The 26,293-nt window shown below is 62.0% G+C and carries 22 protein-coding genes; 4 read left to right on the top strand and 18 right to left on the bottom strand.

All coding sequences use genetic code 11. The annotated features are described in order from the left end of the window. Positions 1 to 486: 486 nt before the first annotated feature. The 8 genes from BM70_RS0120805 to BM70_RS0120770 form a co-directional block, all read right to left on the bottom strand. Entirely contained in the window at positions 487 to 1,014 is a 528-nt protein-coding gene (locus BM70_RS0120805; RefSeq protein WP_025857783.1) for a hypothetical protein, read from the bottom strand. Positions 1,015 to 1,088: 74 nt separating this feature from the next. Further along, the gene (locus tag BM70_RS0120800) at positions 1,089 to 2,729 is read right to left on the bottom strand and encodes a BatD family protein (RefSeq protein ID WP_025857782.1); all 1,641 of its coding nucleotides are present in this window, start codon (positions 2,727 to 2,729) and stop codon (positions 1,089 to 1,091) included. Further along, positions 2,726 to 4,465, bottom strand: coding sequence for a tetratricopeptide repeat protein (locus tag BM70_RS0120795; RefSeq protein ID WP_025857781.1), 1,740 nt, complete (start codon positions 4,463 to 4,465; stop codon positions 2,726 to 2,728). The genes BM70_RS0120800 and BM70_RS0120795 overlap by 4 nt, the downstream gene beginning before the upstream one ends. Further along, positions 4,462 to 5,550, bottom strand: coding sequence for a VWA domain-containing protein (locus BM70_RS0120790; protein ID WP_025857780.1), 1,089 nt, complete (start codon positions 5,548 to 5,550; stop codon positions 4,462 to 4,464). Before BM70_RS0120790 ends, BM70_RS0120795 begins: the two co-directional genes overlap by 4 nt. Further along, on the bottom strand, positions 5,543 to 6,037 hold the full coding sequence (locus BM70_RS0120785) for a DUF4381 domain-containing protein (protein WP_025857779.1): 495 nt from the start codon (positions 6,035 to 6,037) through the stop codon (positions 5,543 to 5,545). The genes BM70_RS0120790 and BM70_RS0120785 overlap by 8 nt, the downstream gene beginning before the upstream one ends. After that, positions 6,034 to 6,966 carry a DUF58 domain-containing protein gene (locus BM70_RS0120780; RefSeq protein WP_025857778.1) on the bottom strand — a complete coding sequence of 311 codons (933 nt, stop codon included), beginning with the start codon at positions 6,964 to 6,966 and terminating at the stop codon, positions 6,034 to 6,036. The genes BM70_RS0120785 and BM70_RS0120780 overlap by 4 nt, the downstream gene beginning before the upstream one ends. Before the next feature lie 5 nt (positions 6,967 to 6,971). Beyond that, entirely contained in the window at positions 6,972 to 7,931 is a 960-nt protein-coding gene (locus BM70_RS0120775; RefSeq protein ID WP_003174327.1) for a MoxR family ATPase, read from the bottom strand. A gap of 292 nt (positions 7,932 to 8,223) precedes the next feature. After that, entirely contained in the window at positions 8,224 to 8,577 is a 354-nt protein-coding gene (locus BM70_RS0120770; RefSeq protein WP_025857777.1) for a hypothetical protein, read from the bottom strand. 490 nt (positions 8,578 to 9,067) lie between these two features. Between BM70_RS0120770 and BM70_RS0120765 the strand changes: the two genes are divergently transcribed. Then, on the top strand, positions 9,068 to 13,936 hold the full coding sequence (locus tag BM70_RS0120765; protein WP_025857776.1) for an NAD-glutamate dehydrogenase: 4,869 nt from the start codon (positions 9,068 to 9,070) through the stop codon (positions 13,934 to 13,936). 101 nt (positions 13,937 to 14,037) lie between these two features. On the opposite strand, the gene BM70_RS0120760 is transcribed toward BM70_RS0120765, so the two are convergent. The 3 genes from BM70_RS0120760 to BM70_RS0120750 all read right to left on the bottom strand — a co-directional run bounded on the left by BM70_RS0120760 (position 14,038) and on the right by BM70_RS0120750 (position 16,886). Next, the gene (locus BM70_RS0120760) at positions 14,038 to 14,730 is read right to left on the bottom strand and encodes a GntR family transcriptional regulator (RefSeq protein WP_025857775.1); all 693 of its coding nucleotides are present in this window, start codon (positions 14,728 to 14,730) and stop codon (positions 14,038 to 14,040) included. Between the two features lie 18 nt (positions 14,731 to 14,748). Beyond that, positions 14,749 to 15,450, bottom strand: a complete 702-nt coding sequence (locus tag BM70_RS0120755; RefSeq protein ID WP_012724653.1) for a FadR/GntR family transcriptional regulator — start codon at positions 15,448 to 15,450, stop codon at positions 14,749 to 14,751. 110 nt (positions 15,451 to 15,560) lie between these two features. Next, positions 15,561 to 16,886 carry a C4-dicarboxylate transporter DctA gene (locus tag BM70_RS0120750; protein WP_177326573.1) on the bottom strand — a complete coding sequence of 442 codons (1,326 nt, stop codon included), beginning with the start codon at positions 16,884 to 16,886 and terminating at the stop codon, positions 15,561 to 15,563. 217 nt (positions 16,887 to 17,103) lie between these two features. Between BM70_RS0120750 and BM70_RS0120745 the strand changes: the two genes are divergently transcribed. Then, entirely contained in the window at positions 17,104 to 17,733 is a 630-nt protein-coding gene (locus tag BM70_RS0120745) for a DNA-3-methyladenine glycosylase I (protein WP_025857773.1), read from the top strand. Between the two features lie 105 nt (positions 17,734 to 17,838). On the opposite strand, the gene BM70_RS0120740 is transcribed toward BM70_RS0120745, so the two are convergent. Both BM70_RS0120740 and BM70_RS0120735 read right to left on the bottom strand, forming a co-directional pair. Further along, positions 17,839 to 18,240 carry a cupin domain-containing protein gene (locus tag BM70_RS0120740; RefSeq protein ID WP_025857772.1) on the bottom strand — a complete coding sequence of 134 codons (402 nt, stop codon included), beginning with the start codon at positions 18,238 to 18,240 and terminating at the stop codon, positions 17,839 to 17,841. A gap of 84 nt (positions 18,241 to 18,324) precedes the next feature. Continuing rightward, on the bottom strand, positions 18,325 to 19,758 hold the full coding sequence (locus tag BM70_RS0120735; RefSeq protein ID WP_025857771.1) for a PLP-dependent aminotransferase family protein: 1,434 nt from the start codon (positions 19,756 to 19,758) through the stop codon (positions 18,325 to 18,327). A gap of 155 nt (positions 19,759 to 19,913) precedes the next feature. On the opposite strand from BM70_RS0120735, the gene BM70_RS0120730 reads away from it, so the two are divergent. Then, positions 19,914 to 20,366: a carboxymuconolactone decarboxylase family protein gene (locus tag BM70_RS0120730; RefSeq protein WP_025857770.1), complete on the top strand. Its 453-nt coding sequence runs from the start codon at positions 19,914 to 19,916 to the stop codon at positions 20,364 to 20,366. Between the two features lie 6 nt (positions 20,367 to 20,372). Here BM70_RS0120730 and BM70_RS0120725 read toward each other — a convergent pair whose 3' ends face one another. The 5 genes from BM70_RS0120725 to BM70_RS0120705 form a co-directional block, all read right to left on the bottom strand. Further along, the gene (locus BM70_RS0120725) at positions 20,373 to 21,140 is read right to left on the bottom strand and encodes an SDR family oxidoreductase (RefSeq protein ID WP_025857769.1); all 768 of its coding nucleotides are present in this window, start codon (positions 21,138 to 21,140) and stop codon (positions 20,373 to 20,375) included. A gap of 22 nt (positions 21,141 to 21,162) precedes the next feature. Then, positions 21,163 to 22,230, bottom strand: a complete 1,068-nt coding sequence (locus BM70_RS0120720; RefSeq protein ID WP_025857768.1) for a phosphotransferase family protein — start codon at positions 22,228 to 22,230, stop codon at positions 21,163 to 21,165. A gap of 129 nt (positions 22,231 to 22,359) precedes the next feature. Beyond that, complete coding sequence (locus BM70_RS0120715; protein WP_025857767.1) at positions 22,360 to 23,313, bottom strand: 2-hydroxyacid dehydrogenase; 954 nt, start codon at positions 23,311 to 23,313, stop codon at positions 22,360 to 22,362. Between the two features lie 53 nt (positions 23,314 to 23,366). Beyond that, complete coding sequence (locus BM70_RS0120710) at positions 23,367 to 23,891, bottom strand: cysteine hydrolase family protein (RefSeq protein WP_025857766.1); 525 nt, start codon at positions 23,889 to 23,891, stop codon at positions 23,367 to 23,369. Positions 23,892 to 24,074: 183 nt separating this feature from the next. Next, positions 24,075 to 24,668 carry a TetR/AcrR family transcriptional regulator gene (locus BM70_RS0120705; protein WP_025857765.1) on the bottom strand — a complete coding sequence of 198 codons (594 nt, stop codon included), beginning with the start codon at positions 24,666 to 24,668 and terminating at the stop codon, positions 24,075 to 24,077. Between the two features lie 284 nt (positions 24,669 to 24,952). Here BM70_RS0120705 and BM70_RS0120700 point away from each other — a divergent pair, with 284 nt between their 5' ends. After that, a complete protein-coding gene (locus BM70_RS0120700) occupies positions 24,953 to 26,230 on the top strand; it encodes a serine/threonine transporter (RefSeq protein ID WP_025857764.1) in 1,278 nt (425 codons plus the stop codon). Positions 26,231 to 26,293: the final 63 nt, after the last annotated feature.

Raw genomic sequence — 26,293 nt, 5'->3', positions numbered from 1 at the left:
CATACGAACATTTCGCGGGGTGGGTCGGGGACGATTTTGTTCATGAGTGAAGTACCTACTGGGTTTGGAGCCATTCTTTTGCCGATCTCACACGTCAAAAGGTGGCAGCTATGTGCGGGGTGAGATACCGGATTAGTAGGAGCACCCGGCCAGACCGAAGTCTGCCCGCACACAGCTGCCATAGAGCATGTTGCTCGTGGCGCCTACAAGTTCACGGGATCTCACACCCGATCGCTGATGTGCAGCGACGGAGCGAAGGCTAGCCAGTGAAGTGAGCAGGCGCAAGGCCGTGGGATTGTCTAGGAAACTTCCTGCAAATTAAAGGGATATGGCTTGCTGGCCTTTAACAATGCATGACATGACGCCGCAGGCTTGCCTCGCGCGGGGCTGCACAGCAGCCCAAATTCAGGTTCGGTGAGGTACGTTAGGTGAGCCAGCAAGCGGCGCGTCGGGGGCTACCCCGGTGCGCCGCCCTTAAAACCAAAGTTACGCTTGCTCATTTATTGATAAGTCACTATTGGCAGACCGCACGAAATAGGCCATTGCCGCAACAGCTTTATTCGCACTTACCATGCCTTGCAAGTGGTCCATGGCGCCGTCTTGCCTGGCCAGCATTGGTTCGCTTTTAAAATGAGCCTTAGTGTCTTCCAGTTTTTCGTTGAATAAAGCGATGGCATTAAACTTTACATGGGTGGTTGTTTGAAACCCCTTGGCGTCAGAGGCGCCGTCGCCAGAGATAAACATTCCGAAAGCGCGTCGACTGATCATTCCCTCATCATAAAGTCTGCTGCCAACGACCTTGAGCTCGTCAGTACTGATTGACGTCATATCATAATCTTTCAAGAACGCTTTCAGCTGGCTGATCTTTTCCTGACTGCTAAGCCTCAACGCATCCGCTGCCTCGGAGGCTTCGGTAATCGTAAATGCATTAGTCACTTGGTTCGGATTTTTAATGGTGTAAGCATCGGTCTGCTTACTTAAAGGTGCGTATGAAACATTCAAGGTAATGGCCATTGGATAATCTCCATTAAAAGAAGGCTACATCGCTCTATCGACCTCTTATGTTTTATCTTAAGGAGTGGTTAATGTTACTTGGGGTATAAGGGCGGCAAACTGGTGGTATCCGTTGCAGGGTCCAGTTCGCGCTCAGCGGTCGGGATGGCCTTGACCGCACGCCAGAGGTCTTCGCCCAACCAGAAATGCCCGCTCTCGCTGTAGAGCGCGCCGTTCAACCCATCCAATGCATCCAACAGTGGCACGAACCGCGCCGCCATATCGGCGAGCGTTTCCGGTTGTTGGCGGGCCCAGGCGTCGAGGGCCTGGCGGGTGGCCTGAGGGTCATTGGCCTGGGTGGCGCGCTTGAGGTCGTCGAGCAGCGTGCGCGGGCTCGGGCCGGTTTGTGCCGCGCGTTGCACGGCGGGCTGCCGACGTGCACGCCACCAGAGGCCAAAGCCCAGCAAGGTGGTGCAGGCGAGCAACAGGGTGCTGAGTTGCCATAGCCACAGGTGGTTGTCGTCGGGGGCGGTGATGATGGTTGGCGTGGCGGGTGTGTCGACCACCAGGCTCGGGTTGGTCGCCACTTGCAGGGTGCGCGCCGGCAAGCTGGTGCGCTCCAGGTGGTCTTCGTGGGTGTTCCACCACACCACTTCCACGGCGGGCAGTTCCAGGGCGCCGGCACGGGTGGGTACCAGGGCTTCGCGGTCTTCTCGGCTGCCGATCAGGCCGCGGTCGCTGCTCTGGTTGCCGAGCACCGGCTGGTCCGGGTAGCGGCGCAGGCCGTTGATGTCGGTGCTGGGCAAGGCTGGCAATTGCGCGCTGGACAGGCCTTCGGCCTTGACCGTGAGGCTGCGGGTCAGGGAATCGCCGACCTGCACATGCTCGGGTTCAGGGTTCCAGTTTTCGCTCAGGGTCAGGCTGCGTGCTGGCAACCAGGGCGTATCGGCCGGATACAACGCAGGCTTGGGCTTGACCACCAGCGGCAGCTCTGCAGAGCTCACGTGGATCAACTTGCCGGGCTTGGTGCCTTGCAGGGTGTTTTCCTGGGGCGGGCGCGATTCCACCAGGGTGGCGCTGAAGGTCTGCGCCGGGATTGCCAGAGTGCCACTGTGCTGCGGGTAAATCGCGTAGCGGGTTTCGATCACGCCATGGCGGATGCTGTTGATGACCTTCTCATAAGTGCGCGATTCGCCCAGTTGCTCCACGCGGGCATCGGCAATCTGCAAGGGCGTGAGGCTGCTGTCGTCATACAGCGACACCGAGTGGTACACGCGCACGGTCAACAGCGCCTGGGCCTGGACGTAGACGCTGGTCTGGTCGAGGTTGGCCTCGACGAACACCGGCGCGAGCTCGGCGGCAGTGTTCTGGCTGGCGGTTTCCACCACTTGCAGGCTGATCGGCTGGGTTTTGTACTCGCCCACTTGCAGGGGCGGGATGACCACCGTGCCGTTTTCCTTGGGCAGCAGCGTGATGATCCAGCGTGTGGTGGCGTGGTTATCGCCGCCCAACGTGGTGAGCTGGTTGATCTGCCGGGTGCCGCTGACTTCGAACTGCGCATCCAGGGGCGCCAGGTCCGGCTTGCCGAACTGGGTGACATCGCTGGATTCCACCGTCAGTTCCACCGTTTCCCCGGAGTTGAGGCGGCTGCGGTCGACGCTGGCGGTCAGGTTCGCCGCCTGGGCGTGGCCTGCCGACAAGGCGAGCAGGAGCAGTAGGGGGGTGCGGCGGCTCATCGAGTCTTGTCCTGATGTTGTTGCTGTTCGTACCAGAATTTGCGGCGCAGCAGTTCACCGGGGTTATCCGGGATCTCCCGCAGCCATTGCTCCAGGGCCTGGCGATGTTCACCGTCGAGGCTGGCGTCGCTGGGGCGCAGCGGCGGGGTGGTGGTGTGTTCGTCGACCAGTTCGCTGCCCGGTACTTCATTGCCCGCGCTTTGTGGCGTGTTACCGGCCTGGGTGTCGCCGGTGCCGGCTTCGCCCTGGTCTTGGGAGGACTGCTCACCACCCGTGGCGTTTTGCCCACTGGTACCCGGTTGCGCAGTTTGGCCGGGTTGGGTGGTTTCGTCATCCTCGTTTTTTGCCGGTTTGGTCGGCTCCGGCTGGGCCTGTTCCTGCATCAGGGTTTCCACCAGCGCTTTGTTTTTCAATGCCGGTTGCAGGTCGGGCTGGGCTTCAAGGGCCTGTTCGTAGGCATCGATGGCCGCTTCAAGCTCTCCGGATCTGGCCAGCGCATTACCCCGATTGTAGTGGGAGTAGGCGTCATTGCCCTCGGCGAAACGCTTGATGGCCTCGGCATAATTGCCGGCTTCGTACAGCGCCACGCCTTGCCATTGCGGGTCTTCGAAGTGTTCGGCGGCTTCGGCGGGGCGTTTTTTCTTCAACAGATATTGGCCTTGCTGATCCGGACGCAGCCACAGGTCCTGCAGGCCGAAGGCGTAGCTGGGTTGCGGTGCACTCAACAGCAACAGCGGCAGGCAGAACAACCAGCCACGCCGTCCGGCGCAGGCGGCCAGCAGCAACAATGGCAGGAGCAGCCAGTAACCCTGGTCGGCCCAGGTGTCGAGGTGCAGCAACTGGCCGTCGTTGCGCAGGGTTTGTGGCGGGTCCAGTACGCCGAGCTGGCGCAGGTCCTTGTCGTCCAGGCGCGCAGCGCGGTAGCTGCCGCCCATTTCGCTGGCGAAGGCCTTGAGCGTCGGGCTGTCCAGGCGTGGCACCAGGATCGCGCCTTGCTCGTCCTTGAGGAACTCGCCGCTTTCCTGGGTCACCGGGGTGCCCTCGCGGCTGCCGATGCCGAGGATCGACAAGGTCGGCGCCTGGCCACTTTGCAGCAACAGGCGAATGCCCTGGCGTTCCTGTTTGGACAGCGAGGAACCAATCAGCAGCAGGCGTCCCTGGCCGAGACCGCCTTGCTTGAGCAGGCCCACGGCTTTCTCGACAGCGAGGTCGGCGCGATGGCCTGACTCGGGCATGATCGACGGGCGCAAGGCTTCCAGCAGGTTGCGGCTGGTGGCCAGGTCGTCCGACAGCGGCACCAGCGTGTGGGCGCTGCCGGCGTACACGACGATGGCGGTCTGCGCATCGGTGCGTGCCTGCAACAGGTCATACAGCTTGCGCCGCGCCTGTTCCAGGCGGTTGGGCGGGCTGTCGGTGGCGAGCATTTCCGGGGTCAGTTCCAGCAGCACCACTAAAGGGTCGGAAGGCTTCTGGCTGGACTGTTCGACCCGCTGCCAACTGGGGCCGAGCAACGCCAGTACCGCCAGTAGCCAGGCGAGGCCCAGCAGCACCCACGGCGATTTGCTCTCGCGGCCGTTGCCACCACTGAGCAGCACGGCATGGAAGGCCGGCGGCAGGATCATCTGCCAGCGCCCGGCGCGCTTTTGCCGGTGCCACAGGTGCCACAGCAACCAGCCGAGCAACGGCAACAGCAATAACCACCAGGGACGGAACCAGTGCGGCCACAGGTCGATCATCGACGCCTCCGCAAACGCAGGCGCTTGAGGCGCTGGCGCCATTCCGGGTGTTGCTGCAGGAAAATGCCCTTGCTCGTCAATTTATCGAACAGCCGCTGCAAGGCGTTGTTCGGCCAGCGCTCTTGGATCACCAGCAACATGCTCAGCACCAACGCCAGGGCCAGTGGCGCGCTGTACAGCGCCAGGGCCGGGCGCGCCTGGGTGGGTTGTTGCTCGACGGGTTCGAGCTTGTCGAGTGTCTCTTTGATCGCTTGCAGTTCTTCGCCATCACGGGCGCGGAAGTACTGGCCGCCGGTGGCTTCGGCGATGGCCTTGAGCGCCGGCTCGTCGAGGTCCAGGCTCGGGTTGACGCCGAGGATGCCCAGGGAACCCGTCTGTTCCGGGTCGGCGCCGATGCCGATCGGGTAGATTTTCACGCCTTCTTCGGCAGCCAGGCGCGCCGCGGTCAGCGGGTCGATCTGCCCGGCATTGTTGGCGCCGTCAGTGACCAGGATCAGCACGCGGCTCTGGGCCGGACGCTGGCGCAGGCGTTTCAGGGCCAGGCCGATGGCGTCGCCAATCGCGGTGTTCTTGCCGGCGATGCCGATGCGCGCTTCGTCCAGCCAGGTACGCACGGTGCGGCGGTCGAAGGTCAGCGGCGCTTGCAGGTAGGCCTGGCTGCCGAACAGGATCAGGCCGACACGGTCACCTTCGCGACCTTCAAGGAAATCGCCGAGCAGGTGTTTGACCAGGCTCAAGCGACTCACGTCTTCGTCCTGCCAGTTCATATCGGGGAAATCCATGGAGCCGGACACGTCCACCGCCACCAGCAAATCACGGCCGCTGGCGGCGATTGGCAGCGGCTCGCCGAGCCATTCCGGGCGCGCGGCGGCGGTCAACAGCAGCAACCACAGCACCACGAACGGCGCTTGCTGGCGCCAACCCGGCAGGTTGACGCGGGCGCGGCGGCGGGCGAGACCTTCGAGGTCGCTGAGGTAGCTGACCTTCAGCGCCGGCTCGCCGCTGTCGGCTGCGGGCAGCACAAGACGCATCAACCAGGGCAATGGCAACAGGGCGAAGATCCACGGCCAGGCGAACTCAAACATGTTTGCGAATCCAGGTGTCGACGGCCTGGGTCAGGCCGGCGATGGCCTTGTCGTCGAGTTTGCATTCGGGTTTGTACGCGCCTTCCACCAGCACCATCCAGCGTGTGAGGCCGGCGGCCGGGCAGCGGTTGTCGAGGAAGGCCAGCCATTTGCGGCCGTTGAGGGTGTGGCTCTGGCTGTAGGGATAGTCATTGCGACACAGGCGCTTGAGCAGGCCATTGAGTTGCTGCAGCCAGGCGCCGGCCGGGGCGCCGTCGTAAGGCTTGGGCATCAGCGCCAGTTCCGCCAGGGCGGCGATACGCAACGGGTCCAGCGGTTGTTCGGCACGGGCGATGGGGCGACGGGTCGGCAGGAAACGCCGCAGCCACCACAGGCCCCAGCCAAGCAGCGGAATCACCAGCAATAACAGCCACCAACCCGGCGCAGGTGGCCAGAAACCGATGGCGGGCGGGGCGATCAGCGGCTGCAATTGGTCGAGGCTGCTCATTGTTTTTTAACCGGGCGTTGCGGGTTGAGGTATTCGCGCAGTTGCTCGACCATTTCGCTCTGGGTGCTCAAGGGCATCAGCAGCACCCGCAGTTTCTGCGCGAGCAGTTCCCAGCGCGCAATGCGCGCTTCGGCCTGGGCCTTGTAGGCCTGGCGCAAGTCGAAGTTGAGCGTGTCCAGTTCCAGCTGTGCACCGCGTTCCGCAAAACGCAGCAGCCCGGCAGCGGGCAGGGCGTGGTCCAGCGGGTCGGAGATCGGCAACAGCAGCAAGTCGCAATGCCGCGACAGCAGGCTCAGCTGTTGCTCGGCACCTTCGGTCAGCGCGCGTTCATCGCAGATCACGATCACCAGGCTGCCAGGTCGCAACACTTCGCGACCACGGCGCAGGGCCATGCCGAGTGCGTCGGCTTCGGGACGGCTTTCGGTGCTCAGGCTCTGGTTGACGCGCACCAGGCGGTTGAGCAACTGCAACAGGCTTTGTTTGCTGCGACGCGGCTTGATTTCATAGTGCTCGTTGTCGCCGAACACCAGCCCGCCGACCCGGTCGTTGTGCCCTAGCGCGGCCCAGCCGATGAGGCTGGCCGCCTGTGCTGCGAGCACCGACTTGAACATCTGCCCGGAGCCGAAAAACAGCCGGCAGCTTTGTTCCACCATGATGAAAATCGGCCGCTCGCGTTCTTCATGGAACAGCTTGGTATGCGGTTCCTGGGTGCGCGCCGTCACGCGCCAGTCGATGGTGCGCACGTCATCGCCAGCCTGGTACACGCGCACCTGGTCGAAGTCGACACCGCGCCCGCGCAGCTTGGAGTGGTGCAGGCCGATCAGCGGGCTGCGCTGGCTCGGCGTGGAAAACAGCTGCACTTCGCGCACGCGGTGGCGCATCTCGATCAATTCGCTGAGCGTGACGCGGATCCCATCGCTGGCATTCATGGGGTTCAAGCGACGGCAACGACGTCGAGAATGCGTTGCACCACACGGTCCTGGTCAATGCCGGCGGCTTCGGCCTCGAACGACAGGATGATGCGATGGCGCAGCACGTCGAACAGCACCGCCTGGATATCTTCCGGGCTGACGAAGTCGCGACCGGCCAGCCAGGCGTGGGCACGCGCGCAACGGTCGAGGGCGATGGAACCGCGTGGGCTGGCGCCGTAGGCGATCCACTCGGCCATTTCCGGGTCGAACTTGGCCGGGGTGCGTGTGGCCATGACCAGTTGCACCAGGTATTCCTCCACGGCATCGGCCATGTACAGGCCGAGGATCTCCTTGCGCGCGGCAAAGATCGCCTGCTGGCTGACGCGGCGTTCCGGCTTGGTTTCGCCATTGAGCGCTTCGCCACGGGCTTGTTGCAGGATGCGCCGCTCGACGGCGGCATCTGGGAAGCCGATCTTGACGTGCATCAGGAAGCGGTCGAGCTGGGCTTCGGGCAGCGGGTAGGTGCCTTCCTGCTCGATGGGGTTTTGCGTGGCCATCACCAGGAACAGCGGCGACAGGTCGTAGGTGCTGCGCCCGACGCTGACCTGGCGCTCGGCCATGGCCTCCAGCAGGGCCGACTGCACCTTGGCCGGGGCGCGGTTGATTTCGTCCGCCAGCACCAGGTTGTGGAAGATCGGCCCTTGTTGGAACACGAAGCTGCCGGTTTCCGGACGATAGATCTCGGTGCCGGTGATGTCGGCGGGCAACAGGTCGGGGGTGAACTGGATACGATGGAACTGCGCTTCGATGCCTTCGGCCAGCTCTTTGATGGCCTTGGTCTTGGCCAGGCCCGGCGCGCCTTCCACCAGCATATGGCCGTCGGCGAGCAGCGCGATCAGCAGGCGATCGATGAGCTTTTCCTGGCCGAGAATCTGCGTAGAAAGAAAGGTTCGCAGCGCAAGCAGCGCTTCACGATGTTCCATCGATGACGGTTCCTGGAGAGATGAGCCGGGGCGTCGTGAGAAATGCCAGGGCCTGGGCCGTCTACTTTAATGCATCGAGGGGGGTGGCGACTAACGGAGTAACGGGTATTTTTGGCAATACTTGTAGGATTTTTGTGTGTAACGCACAAACAGAGGCACGCGTACTTTCTGTTGCGAACACCGTTACTGTGGGAGCTGGCTTGCCTGCGATGGCATCGCTCTGGTCCGACTGATAGACCGAGTCGCCCGCATCGCAGGCAAGCCAGCTCCCACATTTGATCGTTGGTGCGGTTTAAATCCGGGTGAAGGTGCCGGTACCGTTGAGAATGTTCTGCAAGGTCGCTTCAACCTCGTCCAGGTCGGAAGCGGCTGTGGCGTGGGTGATCTCCAACTGGTCCTTGCCGCCCAAGGCATCGGCATCGCCCGCGGCCAGTTCAACCAGCAGGGTCGTGGCGCCCAGAGTGACTTTCAGCCCGTCCAGGGTCGACGGCTCGTAGTCCCAGGTCAGTTCGACTTCGTCTTCATCCGGGTAACGGGTCAGCATGAACATCTCGCCGTTCTTGCCGTGGCAGCAGAGCATGGCCATGTTGTCTTCTTCGTCATCGCACGGGGTGGCCATCAATGCGTCGGTTTGCAGTTGCAGCATGGGAAATCCTGTCTGGGGGAGGGCGAAGCCAGGCAATTGTGCCATTGCAGCGAATTTTGTGCTGCATCCTGTGTCAGACCCCGTGCATGACCTGACGAGCAATACCAGTCATTTTCGGTACTCGATGCCTGGAAAATAGCCGGTTTTTCTGCCGTCCAATCCGGGTTGCCCAAGTCGCAACCCCGAGCCTGCTTACCGATGACCGAATATGTCGCAGCGTCGCAAGCAGCTGTCTTCCTACACTCGTTAAGCTGCGCAACGGATGTGCATGTGCCAGGCGCCTGACCTGCCCGTCGTACCGTCACCCGGCAAGGTGCGCATCTTATGGAAGTTGTATGTGACCTCATTGTCTTGTCCAGCTTCACCCACCTGTCACCCTGATTCGTTTATGGTGCTTAAATCGTAACCAGCGAACAGCGCTGACGGTCTCCCCGCAAGGGGATAACACGCGACGCTTCCATCAATAACAAGCCCAAGCGGAGTACCACAGATGGCGTTCTTCACCGCAGCCAGCAAGGCCGACTTCCAGCATCAACTGCAAGCGGCACTGGCGCAGCACATCAGTGAACAGGCACTGCCACAAGTGGCGCTGTTCGCTGAACAATTCTTCGGCATCATTTCCCTGGACGAACTGACCCAGCGTCGCCTTTCCGACCTGGCCGGTTGCACCCTCTCTGCGTGGCGCCTGCTTGAGCGCTTTGATCACACCCAACCGCAAGTGCGGGTCTACAACCCCGATTACGAACGTCATGGCTGGCAGTCGACCCACACCGCGGTCGAAGTGCTGCACCACGACCTGCCATTCCTGGTGGACTCGGTACGCACCGAGCTGAACCGCCGTGGCTACAGCATCCACACCCTGCAGACCACCGTGCTCAGCGTACGTCGTGGCGCCAAGGGCGAACTGCTGGAAATCCTGCCCAAAGGCACCCAGGGCGAAGGCATCCAGCAAGAATCGCTGATGTACCTGGAAATCGACCGCTGCGCCAACGCCGCCGAACTGAACGTGCTGAGCAAAGAGCTTGAGCAGGTACTGGGCGAAGTGCGCGTGGCCGTGGCCGATTTCGAACCGATGAAAGCCAAGGTCCAGGACCTGCTGGCCGGTATCGACGCCAGCCAGTTCGTTATCGATGGCGAAGAAAAAGCCGAGATCAAGAACTTCCTGGAATGGCTGGTGGGCAACCACTTCACCTTCCTCGGCTATGAAGAATTCGTGGTACGTGACGAGGCGGACGGCGGTCATATCGAATATGACGCCGATTCCTTCCTCGGTCTGACCAAGCTGCTGCGCGCCGGCCTCACCGCCGATGACCTGCGCATCGAAGACTATGCCGTTGCCTACCTGCGTGAGCCGACCGTGCTGTCGTTTGCCAAGGCGGCGCACCCAAGCCGCGTACACCGCCCGGCCTACCCGGATTATGTGTCGATCCGTGAGATCGACGCCGACGGCAAGGTCATCAAGGAACACCGTTTCATGGGCCTGTACACCTCCTCGGTGTATGGCGAAAGCGTGCGGGTGATTCCGTACATCCGCCGCAAGGTCGCGGAAATCGAACGCCGTTCCGGCTTCCAGCCCAAGGCTCACCTGGGCAAGGAGCTGGCCCAGGTCGTTGAAGTGCTGCCCCGTGATGACCTGTTCCAGACCCCGGTCGACGAGCTGTTCAGCACCGTGATGTCGATCGTGCAGATCCAGGAGCGCAACAAGATCCGCGTGTTCCTGCGCAAAGACCCGTACGGTCGTTTCTGCTACTGCCTGGCCTACGTGCCACGCGACATCTATTCCACCGAAGTGCGCCAGAAGATCCAGCAAGTGCTGATGGATCGCCTGAAGGCCTCGGACTGCGAGTTCTGGACCTTCTTCTCCGAGTCCGTGCTGGCCCGTGTGCAGTTGATCCTGCGCGTGGACCCGAAAAACCGTATCGACATCGACCCGCTGCAGCTGGAAAAAGAAGTGGTTCAGGCCTGCCGCAGCTGGCAGGACGATTACTCCAGCCTCGTCGTCGAAAGCTTCGGCGAAGCCCATGGCACCAACGTGCTGGCCGATTTCCCGAAAGGCTTCCCGGCCGGCTACCGCGAGCGTTTTGCCGCGCATTCGGCTGTGGTCGACATGCAGCACTTGCTGAGCCTCACCGAAGCCAACCCGCTGGTGATGAGCTTCTACCAGCCGCTGGGCCAGGTCTCCGGCCAGCGCGAGCTGCACTGCAAGCTTTACCACGCTGACACCCCGCTGGCGCTGTCCGACGTGTTGCCGATCCTGGAAAACCTCGGCCTGCGCGTACTGGGCGAGTTCCCGTACCGTCTGCGTCACGCCAATGGCCGTGAGTTCTGGATCCATGACTTCGCGTTCATCGCCGCCGAAGGCGTGAACCTGGATATCCAGCAGCTCAACGACACCTTGCAGGACGCGTTCGTGCACATCGTCCACGGCGATGCCGAGAACGATGCGTTCAACCGCCTGGTGCTCACCGCGGGCCTGCCATGGCGCGACGTCGCGCTGTTGCGTGCCTACGCGCGTTACCTGAAGCAGATTCGCCTGGGTTTCGACCTGGGTTACATCGCCAGCACCCTGAACAACCACACCGACATCGCCCGCGAACTGACCCGGTTGTTCAAGACCCGCTTCTACCTGGCGCGCAAGCTCACCGCCGACGACCTGGAAGACAAGCAGCAACGCCTGGAGCAAGCGATCCTCACCGCCCTGGACGACGTTCAGGTGCTCAACGAAGACCGCATCCTGCGTCGCTACCTGGACCTGATCAAGGCCACCCTGCGTACCAACTTCTACCAGACCGACGCCAACGGCCAGAACAAGTCGTACTTCAGCTTCAAGTTCGACCCACGTGCGATTCCAGAGCTGCCCAAGCCAGTGCCGAAGTTCGAGATCTTCGTCTACTCGCCACGCGTCGAAGGCGTGCACCTGCGCTTTGGCAACGTCGCGCGCGGCGGCCTGCGCTGGTCCGACCGTGAAGAAGACTTCCGTACCGAAGTGCTCGGCCTGGTAAAAGCCCAGCAAGTGAAGAACTCGGTCATCGTGCCAGTCGGTGCGAAGGGCGGCTTCCTGCCGCGTCGCCTGCCACTGGGCGGCAGCCGGGACGAGATCGCGGCCGAGGGTATCGCCTGCTACCGCATCTTCATTTCCGGTCTGCTGGACATCACCGACAACCTGAAAGACGGCGCCCTGGTGCCGCCGGCCAACGTCGTGCGTCATGACGACGATGACCCGTACCTGGTCGTCGCGGCGGACAAGGGCACTGCGACCTTCTCCGACATCGCCAACGGTATCGCCATCGACTACGGCTTCTGGCTGGGCGACGCGTTCGCTTCCGGTGGTTCCGCCGGTTACGACCACAAGAAAATGGGCATCACCGCCAAGGGCGCGTGGGTCGGTGTGCAGCGTCACTTCCGTGAACGCGGCATCAATGTGCAGGAAGACAGCATCACGGTGGTGGGCGTCGGCGACATGGCCGGTGACGTGTTCGGTAACGGCCTGTTGATGTCCGACAAGCTGCAACTGGTCGCGGCCTTTAACCATCTGCATATTTTCATCGATCCAAACCCGAACCCGGCCACCAGCTTCGTCGAGCGCCAGCGCATGTTCGAGCTGCCGCGTTCGGCCTGGACCGACTACGACACCAGCATCATGTCCGAAGGCGGCGGTATCTTCTCGCGCAGCGCGAAGAGCATTGCCATCTCGCCACAGATGAAGGAACGCTTCGACATTTCCGCCGACAAGCTGACCCCGACCGAACTGCTGAACGCCTTGCTCAAGGCACCGGTGGACCTGTTGTGGAACGGCGGTATCGGTACCTACGTCAAGGCCAGCAGCGAAAGCCACGCCGATGTAGGCGACAAGGCCAACGACGCGTTGCGTGTGAACGGCAACGAGCTGCGCTGCAAGGTCGTGGGCGAGGGCGGTAACCTCGGCATGACCCAGCTGGGTCGTGTGGAATTCGGCCTCAATGGCGGCGGTTCCAACACCGACTTCATCGACAACGCCGGTGGCGTGGACTGCTCCGACCACGAAGTGAACATCAAGATCCTGCTCAACGAAGTGGTGCAGGCCGGTGACATGACCGACAAGCAACGCAACCAGTTGCTGGCGAGCATGACCGACGAAGTCGGCAGCCTGGTGTTGGGCAACAACTACAAGCAGACCCAGGCCCTGTCCCTGGCTGCGCGCCGTGCCTACGAGCGTGCCGCCGAGTACAAGCGCCTGATGAGCGACCTGGAAGGCCGTGGCAAGCTGGACCGCGCCATCGAGTACCTGCCGACCGAGGAGCAGCTCACCGAGCGCGCCGCGAATGGCAAGGGCCTGACCCGTCCGGAACTGTCGGTACTGATCTCGTACAGCAAGATCGACCTCAAGGAAGCGCTGCTCAAGTCGCTGGTGCCGGATGACGAGTACCTGACCCGTGACATGGAGACCGCGTTCCCGCCGAGCCTGGTGGCCAAGTTCTCCGAGGCCATGCGTCGTCACCGTCTGAAGCGCGAGATCGTCAGCACCCAGATCGCCAACGACCTGGTCAACCACATGGGCATCACCTTCGTGCAGCGACTCAAGGAGTCGACCGGCATGAGCCCGGCGAACGTGGCTGGCGCGTATGTGATCGTGCGTGACATCTTCCACCTCCCGCACTGGTTCCGTCAGATCGAAGCCCTGGACCACCAGGTCTCCGCCGACGTGCAACTGGAGCTGATGGATGAGCTGATGCGTTTGGGCCGTCGCGCCACGCGCTGGTTCCTGCGCAGCCGTCGCAACGAGCAGGACGCTGGCCGTGACACCGCGCACTTCGGTCCGCACCTGGCGGCGTTGGGCCTCAAGCTCGACGAACTGCTGGAAGGCCCGACCCGCGAAGGCTGGCAGACCCGCTACCAGGCCTACACCGAAGCTGGCGTACCGGAACTGTTGGCGCGCATGGTTGCAGGGACTACCCACCTGTACACCTTGCTGCCGATCATCGAAGCCGCTGACGTGACCGGGCATGACGCCGCCGAAGTGGCCAAGGCCTACTTCGCCGTCGGCAGCGCCCTGGACCTGCCATGGTACCTGCAGCAGATCAGCGACCTGCCGGTGGCCAACAACTGGCAGGCCCAGGCCCGCGAAGCCTTCCGCGACGACGTGGACTGGCAGCAGCGCGCGATCACCATCTCCGTCCTGCAAATGGCCGATGCGCCACAAGACATGGAAGCCCGCGTGGCCCTGTGGCTTGAGCAGCACAAGGACATGGCCGATCGTTGGGTCGCGATGATGGTGGAAATTCGTGCTGCGGTCGGCACGGACTACGCCATGTACGCGGTGGCCAACCGTGAGCTGCTGGACCTGGCATTGAGCGGTCAGTCGGTGCTGCAACCGGCGTGATCCCTCGGTAAAACAAAAGCCCCCGCATCGTCAGATGCGGGGGCTTTTTGTTGGAACTCTATTTATCAAACACTGAAGGGCACATTTTGATCTTCATTCACTCAGGTGCAGTGGTGTTTTACCAGTTTGCTTTCCAGATGATCCAAGTGCTGCATCATGAGGTTCACCGCGGTCGTTGAGTCACGCCGCTCCACCGCCTCCACAATCGCTGCATGCTCCTGCCACGCGCAATACGTGCAGGCCTTTGCCTCGTATTGGGCGATGATCAACGACGTCAGCGGCACCAGGCTGTTGAGAAACTGTGCCAGGGGCGCATTACCCGCCATGGCGGCCAGTTGCAGATGGAATTCCCCGGACAGGCGAATCGCCGGCCCACGCTGATCGCGCTCGATGCAATCACGCTCTCGTGCAATCAGCTCGCGCAATTGGTGGATCTGCGCGGATGTCGCCTGGGCGCAGGCCAGTTGCACCACGGTGATTTCGGTCATCCTTCGCGCTTCCAGAATCTGCCGAGTTTGCTGCGCATTCGGCGCTGCCACCTGGGCGCGCTGGTTGGGGCGCAGGATGATCACTTGCTGATGGGACAGCTTGGCCAATACGCGGCGGATCACGCTACGGCTCACGCCAAAGGTCTCGCCCAGGCCTTCTTCGGTAAAACGGCTGGAGGGCGCGATACGTTGCTCGAGGATGGCATCGAACAACCGTGGGTAGATGTCGTCCACCGAAGGCTTTCTGCCGGCGACCAGGCGCAGGGCCGGCAGGATAGAGTCGCGTTGCAGCGCGTGAGCGGTCATGGCCTGTCTCCAAAAAAATCAGCTGCCCAGATGGTCGTCCGGGATGTTCAAGCGAATGCCCATGCGCAGGCCTTCCTGCAGGATGTGCCGGCGCATCTCGGCACTGGCCAGGGCGCTGTTCTTGTTGCGGATGGCGCGCACCACGGCTTCGTTTTCCTGCAGGCGTTCGGCCAGGTGCTCGGGGGAGTTGCGCAGCACTTGGGCGCTTTGCTTGAGCGCATTGCTGGTCTGTTGCACCACGTTCTGGAAGATCGGGTTGGAGGTGAGGGCGAACAGCTCTTCGTGAAAGCCGATGTAGGCGTTCATCCCGGCTTCGGCGTCGCCGGCGTCCAGGGCTTCGCGCATGTCCATCAAGGTCAGGCGCAACTGGCCGACTTCCTTGCTGCTGATGGACTGGGCCACCAGGCCGACAATGAACGGTTCAAGGGTGTAGCGCAGTTGCAGGATATCTTCCAGGCTGGCGTCGGCCACCGCGTCGCTGGACTGCGGTTCGCTGACGCTGGTCTCCAGCACCACCACGCCTTTGCCGGGCATGGAACGCACCAGGCCGAGGGTTTCCAGCACGATCACCGCTTCACGCAGGCTGGGGCGGCTGATGCCCATCTGTTCGGCCAGTTCGCGTTGACCGGGGAGCATTTCACCCCGGCGCCACTGACCACGCGCCAGGGCGGCGCGGAGTTTTTCTACCACTGAATTGACGACGGTTGAGGTGCTGATCACGTCGATGGCTCCCTAGCTATGCATTACATTTGTAGGAGCCAGCTTGCCGGCGATGGCGGACTCAAGGGCCCCATCGCTGGCAAGCCAGCTCCTACAGGCGGTGTACGGGATCAGAACTCCTGGTGCGCCGGCAGTACCGGTTTCTTCGCCTGGAAGGCATACCCTTGCTGGCCGTCCAGCACCTTGTTGGCGCGCTGGATGTCGATGTCTTTTTCCCAGCGGGCGATGGCCACTGTGGCGACGCAATTGCCGATCAGGTTAGTCAATGCGCGGCCGATGCCCATGAACCAATCCACCGCCAAAACCAGCACCAGGCCCACCACCGGAATTGCCGGGATCGCCGTGAGTGTCGCCGCGAGGATCACCAAGGCCGAACCAGGTATCCCGTGGGCGCCCTTGGAGGTGATCAGCGACACCAGCAGGATGGTCAGCAGGTCGGTCATCGACAGCGGCGTACCGGTGGCGTTGGCGATGAACACGATGGCCAGGGTCAGGTAGATGGAGAAACCGTCGAGGTTGAACGAATACCCCGTTGGAATCACCAGGCCCACGGTGGAGCTGCCAATGCCCAGGTGCTCGAGTTTACGCATGATCTGTGGCAGCACGGCGTCGGAGGAGGCGGTGCCCATCACGATCAGCAGCTCTTCGCGCAGGTATTTGAGCAACGGCAGCATACGCAGGCCGGACAGGCGCATCACCAGCCCGAGGATCAGCCCGACAAAGGCAAAGCAGGTCAGGTAGAACAGGCCCACCAGGCTGCCCAAGTGCTGCAGGGAATCCAGCCCGTAGGTGCTGGTGGTGAAGGCGATCGCACCGAACACACCGATGGGCGCCAGGCGCACGATCATGCCCATGATGCGGAAGATGATGTGGCTCAGTTCGTTGATCAGGCGCGAGATGCCCGAGGCCGCTTCGCCCACCAGGTTCAGCGCGCTGCCGAACAGCACCGAAAACAGCAGCACTTGCAGCACGTTGTTGTCGGCAAACGCGCCGATCACCGAGTTGGGGATCAGGTCCATCAGGAACTGGCTGGTACCGCGCAGATGCTGGCCCTTGTCGGCCAGTTCATTCAGGCCTGCGGACGACAACTGCTCCAAGTGGATATTGGCGCCGGTGCCGATCCCGGTGCTGAAGGCCATGACCAGGCCGATCACCAGCGCGACGGTGGTCAGGACCTCAAAGTAGATCACCGACTTGAGGCCGATGCGCCCGACTTTCTTCAAGTCGCCGGCGCCGGAGATGCCGCTGACCACCACACAGAACACGATCAGGCCGATCAGCATTTTGATCAGCTTGATAAAGCCGTCACCCAGGGGTTTGAGTTGCGAGGAGAATTCGGGAAGGGCCAGGCCGCAGACGATGCCTAGCATCAGGCCAATCACGACTTGCAGGAAAATCGAACGCGAGCACCATCTGAGCATGGGAGGGATCTCTATTCGGTGCCCTGGTGATTCCAGGGCTTAATTGTTGTGGTCATACCGGTAAGTCCAGTGCGGGGCCAGTCTACGCCCGGTATTTTTGAAATCACAAGCAATTATTTGGCGGTTGACAGGTCCCGGTCTGACCAGTTGGTCGGTAAGGGCGATGCTTGAGCGGTTGGCGGGGTGGAAATTTTTTCGCTTATCATCCGTCGCTCGGCACATGAGGTGATGGATGGACACACCAGGACTGACCGCAGACGACACTGGGCTGACTCATTGCAGTTGGCGCACGGCCGCGCCCGAATACCCGCGTTACCATGACTGCGAATGGGGTGTGCCGGTGGCGGATGATATCCAGCTGTACGAGAAGATCTGCCTTGAAGGCTTTCAGGCGGGCATGGCGTGGATCACCATTTTGCGTAAGCGCGAGCAGTTCCGCGTGGCGTTCGAAGGGTTTGATTTTCGCCGGGTGGCGCAGTATGGCGAAGCGGATATCGAGCGGCTGATGCAGGACCCAGGCATCGTGCGCAATCGGGCCAAGATCGTCTCCACGATCAATAATGCGCGCCGGGCGTGTGCGCTGGTGGATGAGACAGGTTCGCTGGCGCGCTGGTTGTGGGCGTTTGAGCCTGGTGATGATGAGCGCCCGGCAGTGGTGGACCTGGCTTATTGGACGGGCAATCCGACTTCACCGGCCTCGGTGCGTTTGTCCAAAGCCTTGAAGAAACGCGGCTGGACGTTCGTGGGCCCGACCACGATGTATGCGTTGATGCAGGCGATGGGGATGGTCAATGATCATCTTGAGGGTTGCGCGTGTCGCGAGCAGATCGAAAACCTGCGCGGCCAGTTCAAACGCCCCTGAGTCACTGACGCTACTTGCTTGAACCTGGAGCCGGCTTGCCGGCGATAGCGGTCTATCAGGCACAGATGTGTCGGCTGAACCACCGTGATCGCCGGCAAGGGTTGGTTATTTTGGCAGGGGAGTAAGCACTTCCGCCTTGTCATCCAGCACCATCACCACCAGTAACTTGGCCGGTTTTGTCTGGCTGGCATTGCTCGATTCAAAGTGCCGCGAACCGGCTGGTTCGTAGAACGATTCGCCCACTTGGTAGGTTTTCGCTTTCTCATCATTCACCCGCGACGTGATCGCGCCTTCCAGCACGTAGGCCATGGCGGTGCCCGTGTGGCTGTGGGGCACGGTGGCCTGGCCAGGGGCGTAATCGACGGTGAGCATGATGGTTTTCTTGCCGGGGACATTGGTCAAGGCATGCTCTTGAAGCACTTTGATCGACTCCTGGTTGTAAACCGGTTCGTGGGCAAAGGCGCTGAGTGAGGCGAGCATCAGGGAGGCGGCGAGCAGTCGTTTCATGGCGAAGTTTCCTAGTAATTCGAGACCGTTTCACCCTACGCCGCCGTGCCTGGGTGACCAATGACCAATCCAGCTGAAAATCCGCTAGCCAATCTGCTGGAGGATATCGCGGACCTTGTCCAGCGCCGGGTCGATGTCCAGGGTTTCGATGGCGCCAAAGCCGATGATCAGGCCTGGGCGAACCGGTGCGTCGTGGAAGAACACATCCAGGGGGTACAACCCCACTTCGACCTGGCGCGACAACTCGATCAACAGCGGGATATTCACCGGCACCTTGCACAACGCGGCCATATGGAACCCGGCCACGGTTGGCACGCCTTCAAGCCACGGCGACAGGTCCCCGGCCAGGCGCTGCAGGATGCGTTCACGGCGCCCGGCGTACACCGTGTGGCAGCGGCGAATATGCTTGAGCAGGTAGCCTTCACTGATGAACTTGGCCAAGGCCCATTGCGGCAGTGTCGAGCTGTGCTGGTCGGTCAATTGCTTGGCCTTGAGCACCGCACCGTAAATCGCCGGTGGCAGCACCGCATAGCCCAGGCGTAACTCCGGCAGCAGGGTTTTCGAGAAGGTGCCGACATAGGTGACCACGCCACGGGTGTCCATGCTTTGCAGCGAGTCGGTAGGCCGGCCTTCGTAGCGGAATTCGCTGTCGTAGTCGTCCTCGATAATGATCGCTCCCAGCTCGAACGCCCGCGCGAGCAAGGCTTCACGGCGCGGCACGCTCATGGGCATGCCAAGGGGGAATTGGTGGGAGGGCGTTACGTAGATCAGCCGCGTGCCGTCGGGAATCTGCTCGACCTGAATGCCCTCTGCATCCACCGGCACACTGGCGACGTGAGCGCCCATCGCCACGAACAGCTGGCGCGCAGGGCTGTAGCCAGGGTCTTCCATCGCGACAATGCTGCCCGGTTCCAGCACCACGCGGGCGATCAGGTCCAGGGCCTGCTGCGCACCGTTGGTGACGACGATATCGCTGTCGCGGCATTTGACCCCACGGGAAAACGCGATATGCCCGGCAATGGCATTACGCAGCGCGGGCAAGCCTTCGGGCTGGCTGTAGAACCCGCTGTTCTGGGCGATGCGCCGCAGCGCATCCTGGACGCAACGGCGCCATTCATCCTGGGGGAACTGGTGACGGCTGGTGGCGCCGCCGATAAATTCGTAGCGCAACGTGCCGTCGCGGGTCGGATGGCGCATGGGCGAGGGCAGTGCTTGCCAGGTCGCCAGGTTGGCGGCACAGGCCAGGTCGGTGGCGGCTTGCAGGCGTTCGGTCTGTGGCGCTCGGGCGTTGACGAAGGTGCCACGGCCGGTCTTGCCGACCAGTAATCCCTCGTAGGTCAGGGTGGCGTAGGTATCCGACACGGTCTTGCGCGACACACCCAACTGCTCGGCGAGCAAGCGGCTGGGCGGCAGTTGCGCGCCGGCGGCCAGGCGCCCGGAACCGATGGCTTCGCGCAACTGTTGGTAGAGCTGTTCGGCCAGGTCCTTGCGGCCATTGATTACAACGTGCAGTTCCATGTCTCATCCCGGGGCATTCAATCTGCGCCCAGATTACGCGCCTGTGGAACAGGCTCAAAATGGTCTCTGCATAAACCGGCGGATTGGCTATAGGGCTCACGCCTTGTGGACTCTAGGCTGGACGTTCATTGCATTCGCCGTCAGAGAAACACCCTATGGAACCTCGCCTGGATTACTACACCGCGTCGCCGCAAGCGCTCAAGGGCATGCTGATGCTGGAGGCGACGATCTTTGGCCTGTCCATCGATAGGGCGCTGCTCGACCTGATCAAGATCCGCGTTTCGCAACTCAACCACTGCGGGTTCTGCACCGACATGCATTCGATGGCGGCGCTTCAGCGTGGCGAAACCGAGCGGCGTCTGTTCGCGTTGTGCGTGTGGCGCGATTCGCCGTTCTTCACGGCGCGGGAGAAGGCCGCACTGGCCTGGAGCGAGTCGGTGGCGACGCTGCCGACCTCGATCGTTTCGGACGAACTCTTCACGGCAGTGCGCGCGGAATTCAGCGAGGAGGAACTGGTGGACCTGACCATGGCGGTGTCCGGCATCAGTGGCTGGAACCGCCTGGCAGTGAGCTTTCGGCAACAACCGCCGAATGCTTCGCCCTTGTAGGCGTTGTCAGGACAGGAAACCACCGTCCACATTCAGCGACACGCCGGTAGTGTAGCTGGACGCATCGCTGGCCAGGAACAGCACCGCGCCGGCCATCTCGCTCGGATCGGCCACGCGCTTGAGCGGGATCTGTGCCAGGGCCATTTTCAGGATCGAGTCGTTCTTTACCAGTGCCGAGGCGAACTTGGTGTCGGTCAGGCCTGGCAGCAGGGCGTTGCAGCGAATGCCGAACGCCGCGCATTCCTTGGCGAACACCTTGGTCATGTTGATCACGGCGGCCTTGGTCACCGAGTAGATACCCTGGAACACGCCCGGGGAAATCCCGTTGATCGACGCCACGTTGATGATGCTGCCGCCACCGTTTTCGCGCATCAGCTTGCCGGCTTCCACCGACATGAAGAAGTAGCCGCGGATGTTCACGTCAACGGTCTTCTGGAACGCACCGAGATCGGTGTCCAGTACGTTGCAGAATTGCGGGTTGGTCGCTGCGTTGTTGACCAGGATATCCAGGCGCCCGAACTGCTCGCGGATACCGGCGAACACCTGGGTGATCTGTTCCATTTCACCGATATGGCAGGCCACGGCGGTGGCTTTGCCGCCGTCGGCGATGATTGCATCGGCGACGTGCTGGCAGCCGTCCAGCTTGCGGCTGGAAACGATCACGTGGGCGCCTTGCTGGGCCAGCAACTTGGCGATGGCCTCACCGATGCCACGGCTGGCACCGGAGACAAAAGCGATCTTGCCGTCGAGGTCGAACAGGTTGGTCTTGGACATGAGAGTTCCTTGTTATAGGCGATCAGAGCGCGGATTTGCCGATGACGTTCAGGCTCATCTGCTCGAGCAGCTTGTTCATGTGAATGAACTGCGCAAAGCGTTTGTCCTGGGTCTGGCCATGGAAGAAGCGGTAGTAGATCTGCTGCACGATGCCGGCCAGGCGGAACAGGCCGTAGGTGTAGTAGAAGTCGAAATTGTCGATCTGGATACCCGAGCGCTCGGCGTAATAATCGACGAACTCACGGCGGGTGAGCATGCCGGGCGCGTTGCTCGGCTGGCGACGCATCAGTTGCACCGGCGCCGGGTCCGCCGCTTCGATCCAGTAGGCGAGGGTGTTGCCCAGGTCCATCAGCGGGTCGCCGAGGGTGGTGAGCTCCCAGTCCAGCACGCCGATGATCTGCATCGGGTTGTGCGGGTCGAGGATCACGTTATCGAAGCGGTAGTCGTTGTGCACGATGCTCGACGTCGGGTGGTCGGCCGGCATCTTGTCGTTGAGCCACGCGCGTACGGCTTCCCAGCTCGGCGCGTCGGGGGTCCGGGCTTTTTCGTAGCGATCGCTCCAGCCACGGATCTGGCGTTCCACGTAGCCTTCCGGCTTGCCCAGGTCGGCCAGGCCGCAGGCGCTGTAGTCCACCTGGTGCAGTTCGACGAACTTATCGATGAAGCTTTTGCACAACGCCTCGGTCTTGGCGGCGTCCAGGCCCAGCTCGGCCGGCAGGTCGGAGCGCAGGATGATCCCGTTGACGCGCTCCATCACATAGAACTCGGCACCGATCACCGACTCGTCGGTGCAATGCACGTAGGCCTTGGGGCAATAGGGGAAGCCGTCTTTGAGCTGGTTGAGAATGCGGTATTCGCGGCCCATGTCGTGGGCCGACTTGGCCTTGTGGCCAAAGGGCGGGCGACGCAGTACGAATTCCTGGCCCGGGTATTCCAGCAGGTAGGTCAGGTTGGACGCGCCACCGGGAAACTGGCTGATCGCGGGCGTGCCGGTCAGGCCCGGAATATGGGCCTTGAGGTAGGGATCGATCAGGCTGGCATCAAGTTCTTCACCTGGGCGAATCTGGGTCGATTGGTCGTTCAGCGCCATGCTTATCCCTTCTGCTTATTCTAAAGGCCTCGGACTATTTCCTAATCTAATGCGCACAGCCGCCCAGCGACAAGGTCGGGGCGGCTTAATAGGTTAGCGTGTTGGATGATGATCAGCGTGCCTGATCGGTCATTTATTGGGCGTCGGCAGGGCAACCGGCGTGAGTACCGGACGGCCGGCGAAGTATTCCACCAGGTTGTCGGCGACGCGCTGCACGGTGTCATGGGCGGCTTCCGGCGACAGGCCGGCCACGTGGGAGGTGAGCACGGTATTGCTGAGCTTCTTCAGCGCGTCGGGCACCTTGGGCTCGTCGTCGAACACATCCAGCGCGGCCCCCCCGATACGGCGTTGCTCCAGGGCGGCCACCAGGTCGGCGGTCACCACCACGCTGCCACGGCCGATGTTGACCAGGTAGCCATTCGGCCCCAGGGCATCCAGGGCGTGGCGATCGATCAGGTGACGGGTACTGGCGCCGCCGGGTGTGGCCAGGACCAGGAAGTCCGAGGTGCGCGCCAGCTCCACGGCGGTTGCGCAGTAGGTGTAGTCCACATCGTCGCGTGGCTGGCGGTTGTGATAACTCACCTCCATGCCGAAGCCCAGGGACGCACGCTTGGCGATCTCCAGGCCCACGGCGCCCAGCCCGAGGATGCCCAGTTGCTTGCCGCCCAGCGAGGGGCGCATCACCTTGGGCCATTCACTGCGGCGCACGGCGGCGTCGGTCTGCGGGATGCCGCGCACCAGCGCCAGCAGCAACGCCATGGCGTGATCGGCCACCGACGGTGCATTCACCCCGGCGCCGTTGGTGACAACGATCCCACGGTTGCTGGCGGCCTGCAGGTCGACGTGCTCGTAGCCGGCGCCAATCACGCAGATGATCTCCAGCAGGGGCAGGGCGGCGATTTCCTCGGCGTACAAGCCCAGCGGGCCACGGGTCAGCACCGCCTTGATCTGGCTGCCATGAGCCTTGATGGCTTCGGCGCGTTCGGCGGGTGTCGGTGCCAGGATCACATGAAAGTCATTGCTCTCGATGATGGGCAGGTATTCGTTGATGGTTTCAACCAGGACCAGAACAGTGGCGGTCATCGGAAGGCTCTTCCTGAAGGGTTTGAGGGGAGGAGTATGCCGGATTTGATCGCTCAAAAGCGGATCTCGTCGGCGCTTGTGAGCTTCACAAACGCTCCGGCCAGGGTCGCATTGTGATGTTCGATAATTGCCTCGGCCTTCAGCGCCGGTGTGTCCATGCAGGTATGGCCGTCTTCTGGCAGTACCACGGAAAAACCCAGTTCCACGGCGACCCGGCAGGTGGTGTCGATGCAGAACTGGGTTTTCATGCCGGCAATCACCAGCTCCTTGACCTGTGCCGCTCTCAACTGCTGCTCCAACTCCGTGCCGAGGAAGCAGCTAGGGCGGGTCTTGTTGAACAGGTGGTCGCGGGATTCGTCCACCTGCAGCGCAGGCCACAGCTGCCAGAGCGGGCTACCGGCTTCAATCGGCGAACCTGCCGGGCCGGTGTGGCGGGCCACGAAGATCGGTGCGCCGGCAGCGCGCGCGCGTCCGATCAGTTGGTTGAGTGTGGCGAGTACGCGTTCGCGCTCGAAGGGCTTTTCCGGACCATCGTACAGGCCGGTTTGCATGTCGATGATCAGCAGGGCATCAGCCATGGTGTTACTCCTTGTGATTGCCAGCGGGCGGAGCAACAAAAAGGCCCCGTCCATTCCTGGCGGGGCCTTGGGTTGAATCTGTGAAGTGTCTAGCTCAGGCACCCACAGCCACCGCGCGACCCGCCGGAAGCGGTCGTGGTGGTGGTACGGGTGAGGGCGAGCGGGATAAGGTTCATGGCCCGATCATGCTGGGACGGAGGAAGGGCTGTCAACGGGCAGGAGGGCATTTCGTGCAGCAACCAGGAATTCATCCGACAGGTTATTGCCTCGTGTCGCACGCGCAAGGGTCACGGCGCCGACCATCATCGCGTACTGGGCCAGCATGGCCTGGCGATCCTTGTCCTCCAGTTGCGCAAAGACCTCCAGCGATTTCTCCACGCCTTCTATAAAGGTGTGCTGCAAGGCCGTGTCGGCGGGTTCGTGGCACATGTCCGGGGCGAATGCCGAGACCGGGCAGCCGTCGCCGGGATTGTCGCGGTGAGAGGCGGTCAAGTAAGGGCCCAGCACCGCCTGGCGGGCGGCCTGCTGATCTTCGCTGCGGTCGATTTTGGCCTGCCAGCCCAGGTTCGCCACCTCGAACGCCTGTTGGCAGGCCTCGGTGGCCAGGGCTTCCTTGGAGGCGAAGTGCCCGTAGAAGCCGCCGTGGGTCAGGCCGGCGGCGGCCATGACGTCCGACAGGCTGATACCGTGCAGCCCGCGCTCACGAAACAGGTGCGTGGCGGCGTCGACGATGATTTCGCGGTTGAGTTCAGCTTGTTTGCGGGAAACGCGAGGCATGACGGGGCTCTCTGGATAATCGACGGACGCAGCCTGAAAACTACAGGATCGGGCGCGATTCTAAAATAGATTTGTGCGGGAATGTATATTCGACATGGCGCCAAGAGCCGCGAAAACCGCCGTTCACAGCTGCGCCTGTGTGTCTGCACCGCACCACCGTTCCTCAGCTAAGTCTTTGCTTATTCAGAAGAATCCCGGACAATCCGGCCCCTTCTATGGTCGGGGCGCTGCCTGTCAGGTTTTTCTGACTCGTCCCGGCCGTGTAAATGCGGAGATCCGACTGGATGAATGATCAGGCCAATAGCGTCGACGAACGCTATGCAACGACACCTGCAACCCTCACGAGCTGGAGCCGCCAGGACACCACCTGGATGCTTGGCCTGTTCGGCACCGCCATTGGCGCCGGCACGCTGTTCTTGCCCATCAACGCAGGCCTGGGGGGCTTCTGGCCACTGGTGATCCTGGCGCTGCTGGCCTTCCCGATGACCTTCTTCGCCCACCGTGGCCTGACCCGTTTCGTCCTGTCCGGCCGTGAAGGCTCCGACATCACCGACGTGGTGGAAGAACACTTCGGCATCACGGCCGGTGCGCTGATCACCTTGCTGTACTTCTTTGCCATTTTTCCGATCCTGCTGATCTACAGCGTGGCGTTGACCAACACGGTCAGCAGCTTCATGGAACATCAACTGCATATCCTACCGCCGCCACGGGTGATCCTGTCGTTCGTGCTGATCCTTGGTCTGCTGGCCGTGGTGCGTTGCGGTGAGCAAGTGATCGTCAAGGCCATGAGCCTGATGGTGTATCCGTTTATCGTCGCCTTGCTGTTCCTGGCGGTGTACCTGATTCCGCACTGGAACGGTGGCATTCTCAGCACCGCCAGCGTAGTCCCGGCGCCGTCCGCGTTGCTCAATACCCTGTGGCTGGCGATCCCGGTGATGGTGTTTTCGTTCAACCATTCGCCGATCATCTCGGCCTTTGCGGTTGACCAGAAGCGCCAGTACGGCATTCACGCCGATGAGCGCAGCTCGCAGATACTGTCCCGCGCGCACCTGTTGATGGTGGCGATGGTGCTGTTCTTCGTCTTCAGTTGCGTGCTGACCCTGTCGCCGGCGCAGTTGGCCGAAGCGAAGGCGCAGAACCTGTCGATCCTGTCGTACCTGGCCAACCACTTCAATAACCCAACCATCGAGTTTGCAGCGCCGTTGATCGCGTTCGTGGCGATTGCCAAGTCGTTCCTGGGGCATTACATCGGTGCGAGCGAAGGCCTCAAGGGTTTGGTGTTGAAGACCGGTCGTCGTCCGAGCGCCAAGCGTCTGGACCGCATGACGGCCGCGTTCATGCTGGTGGTGTGCTGGATCGTTGCCACGTTGAACCCAAGCATTCTCGTCATGATTGAGGCGCTGGGCGGTCCGATCATTGCTTCGATCCTGTTTCTGATGCCGATGTATGCCATCCGTAAGGTGCCGGCCATGGCCAAGTACCGTGGGCAGGCGTCCAATGTGTTTGTCACGGCGGTGGGGTTGGTGGCGATCAGTGCGGTGGTTTATTCGTTTTTTGCTTGAGGTTGGTGTGGTCTGTCTGACTGCACCTTACTTGCGATAGCGGGTGTACATATCCGTTGCTGC

The organism is Pseudomonas sp. CHM02 (genome assembly GCF_000612585.1).
Classification (GTDB): domain Bacteria; phylum Pseudomonadota; class Gammaproteobacteria; order Pseudomonadales; family Pseudomonadaceae; genus Aquipseudomonas.
This window is presented reverse-complemented; position numbering and strand designations above follow the sequence as displayed.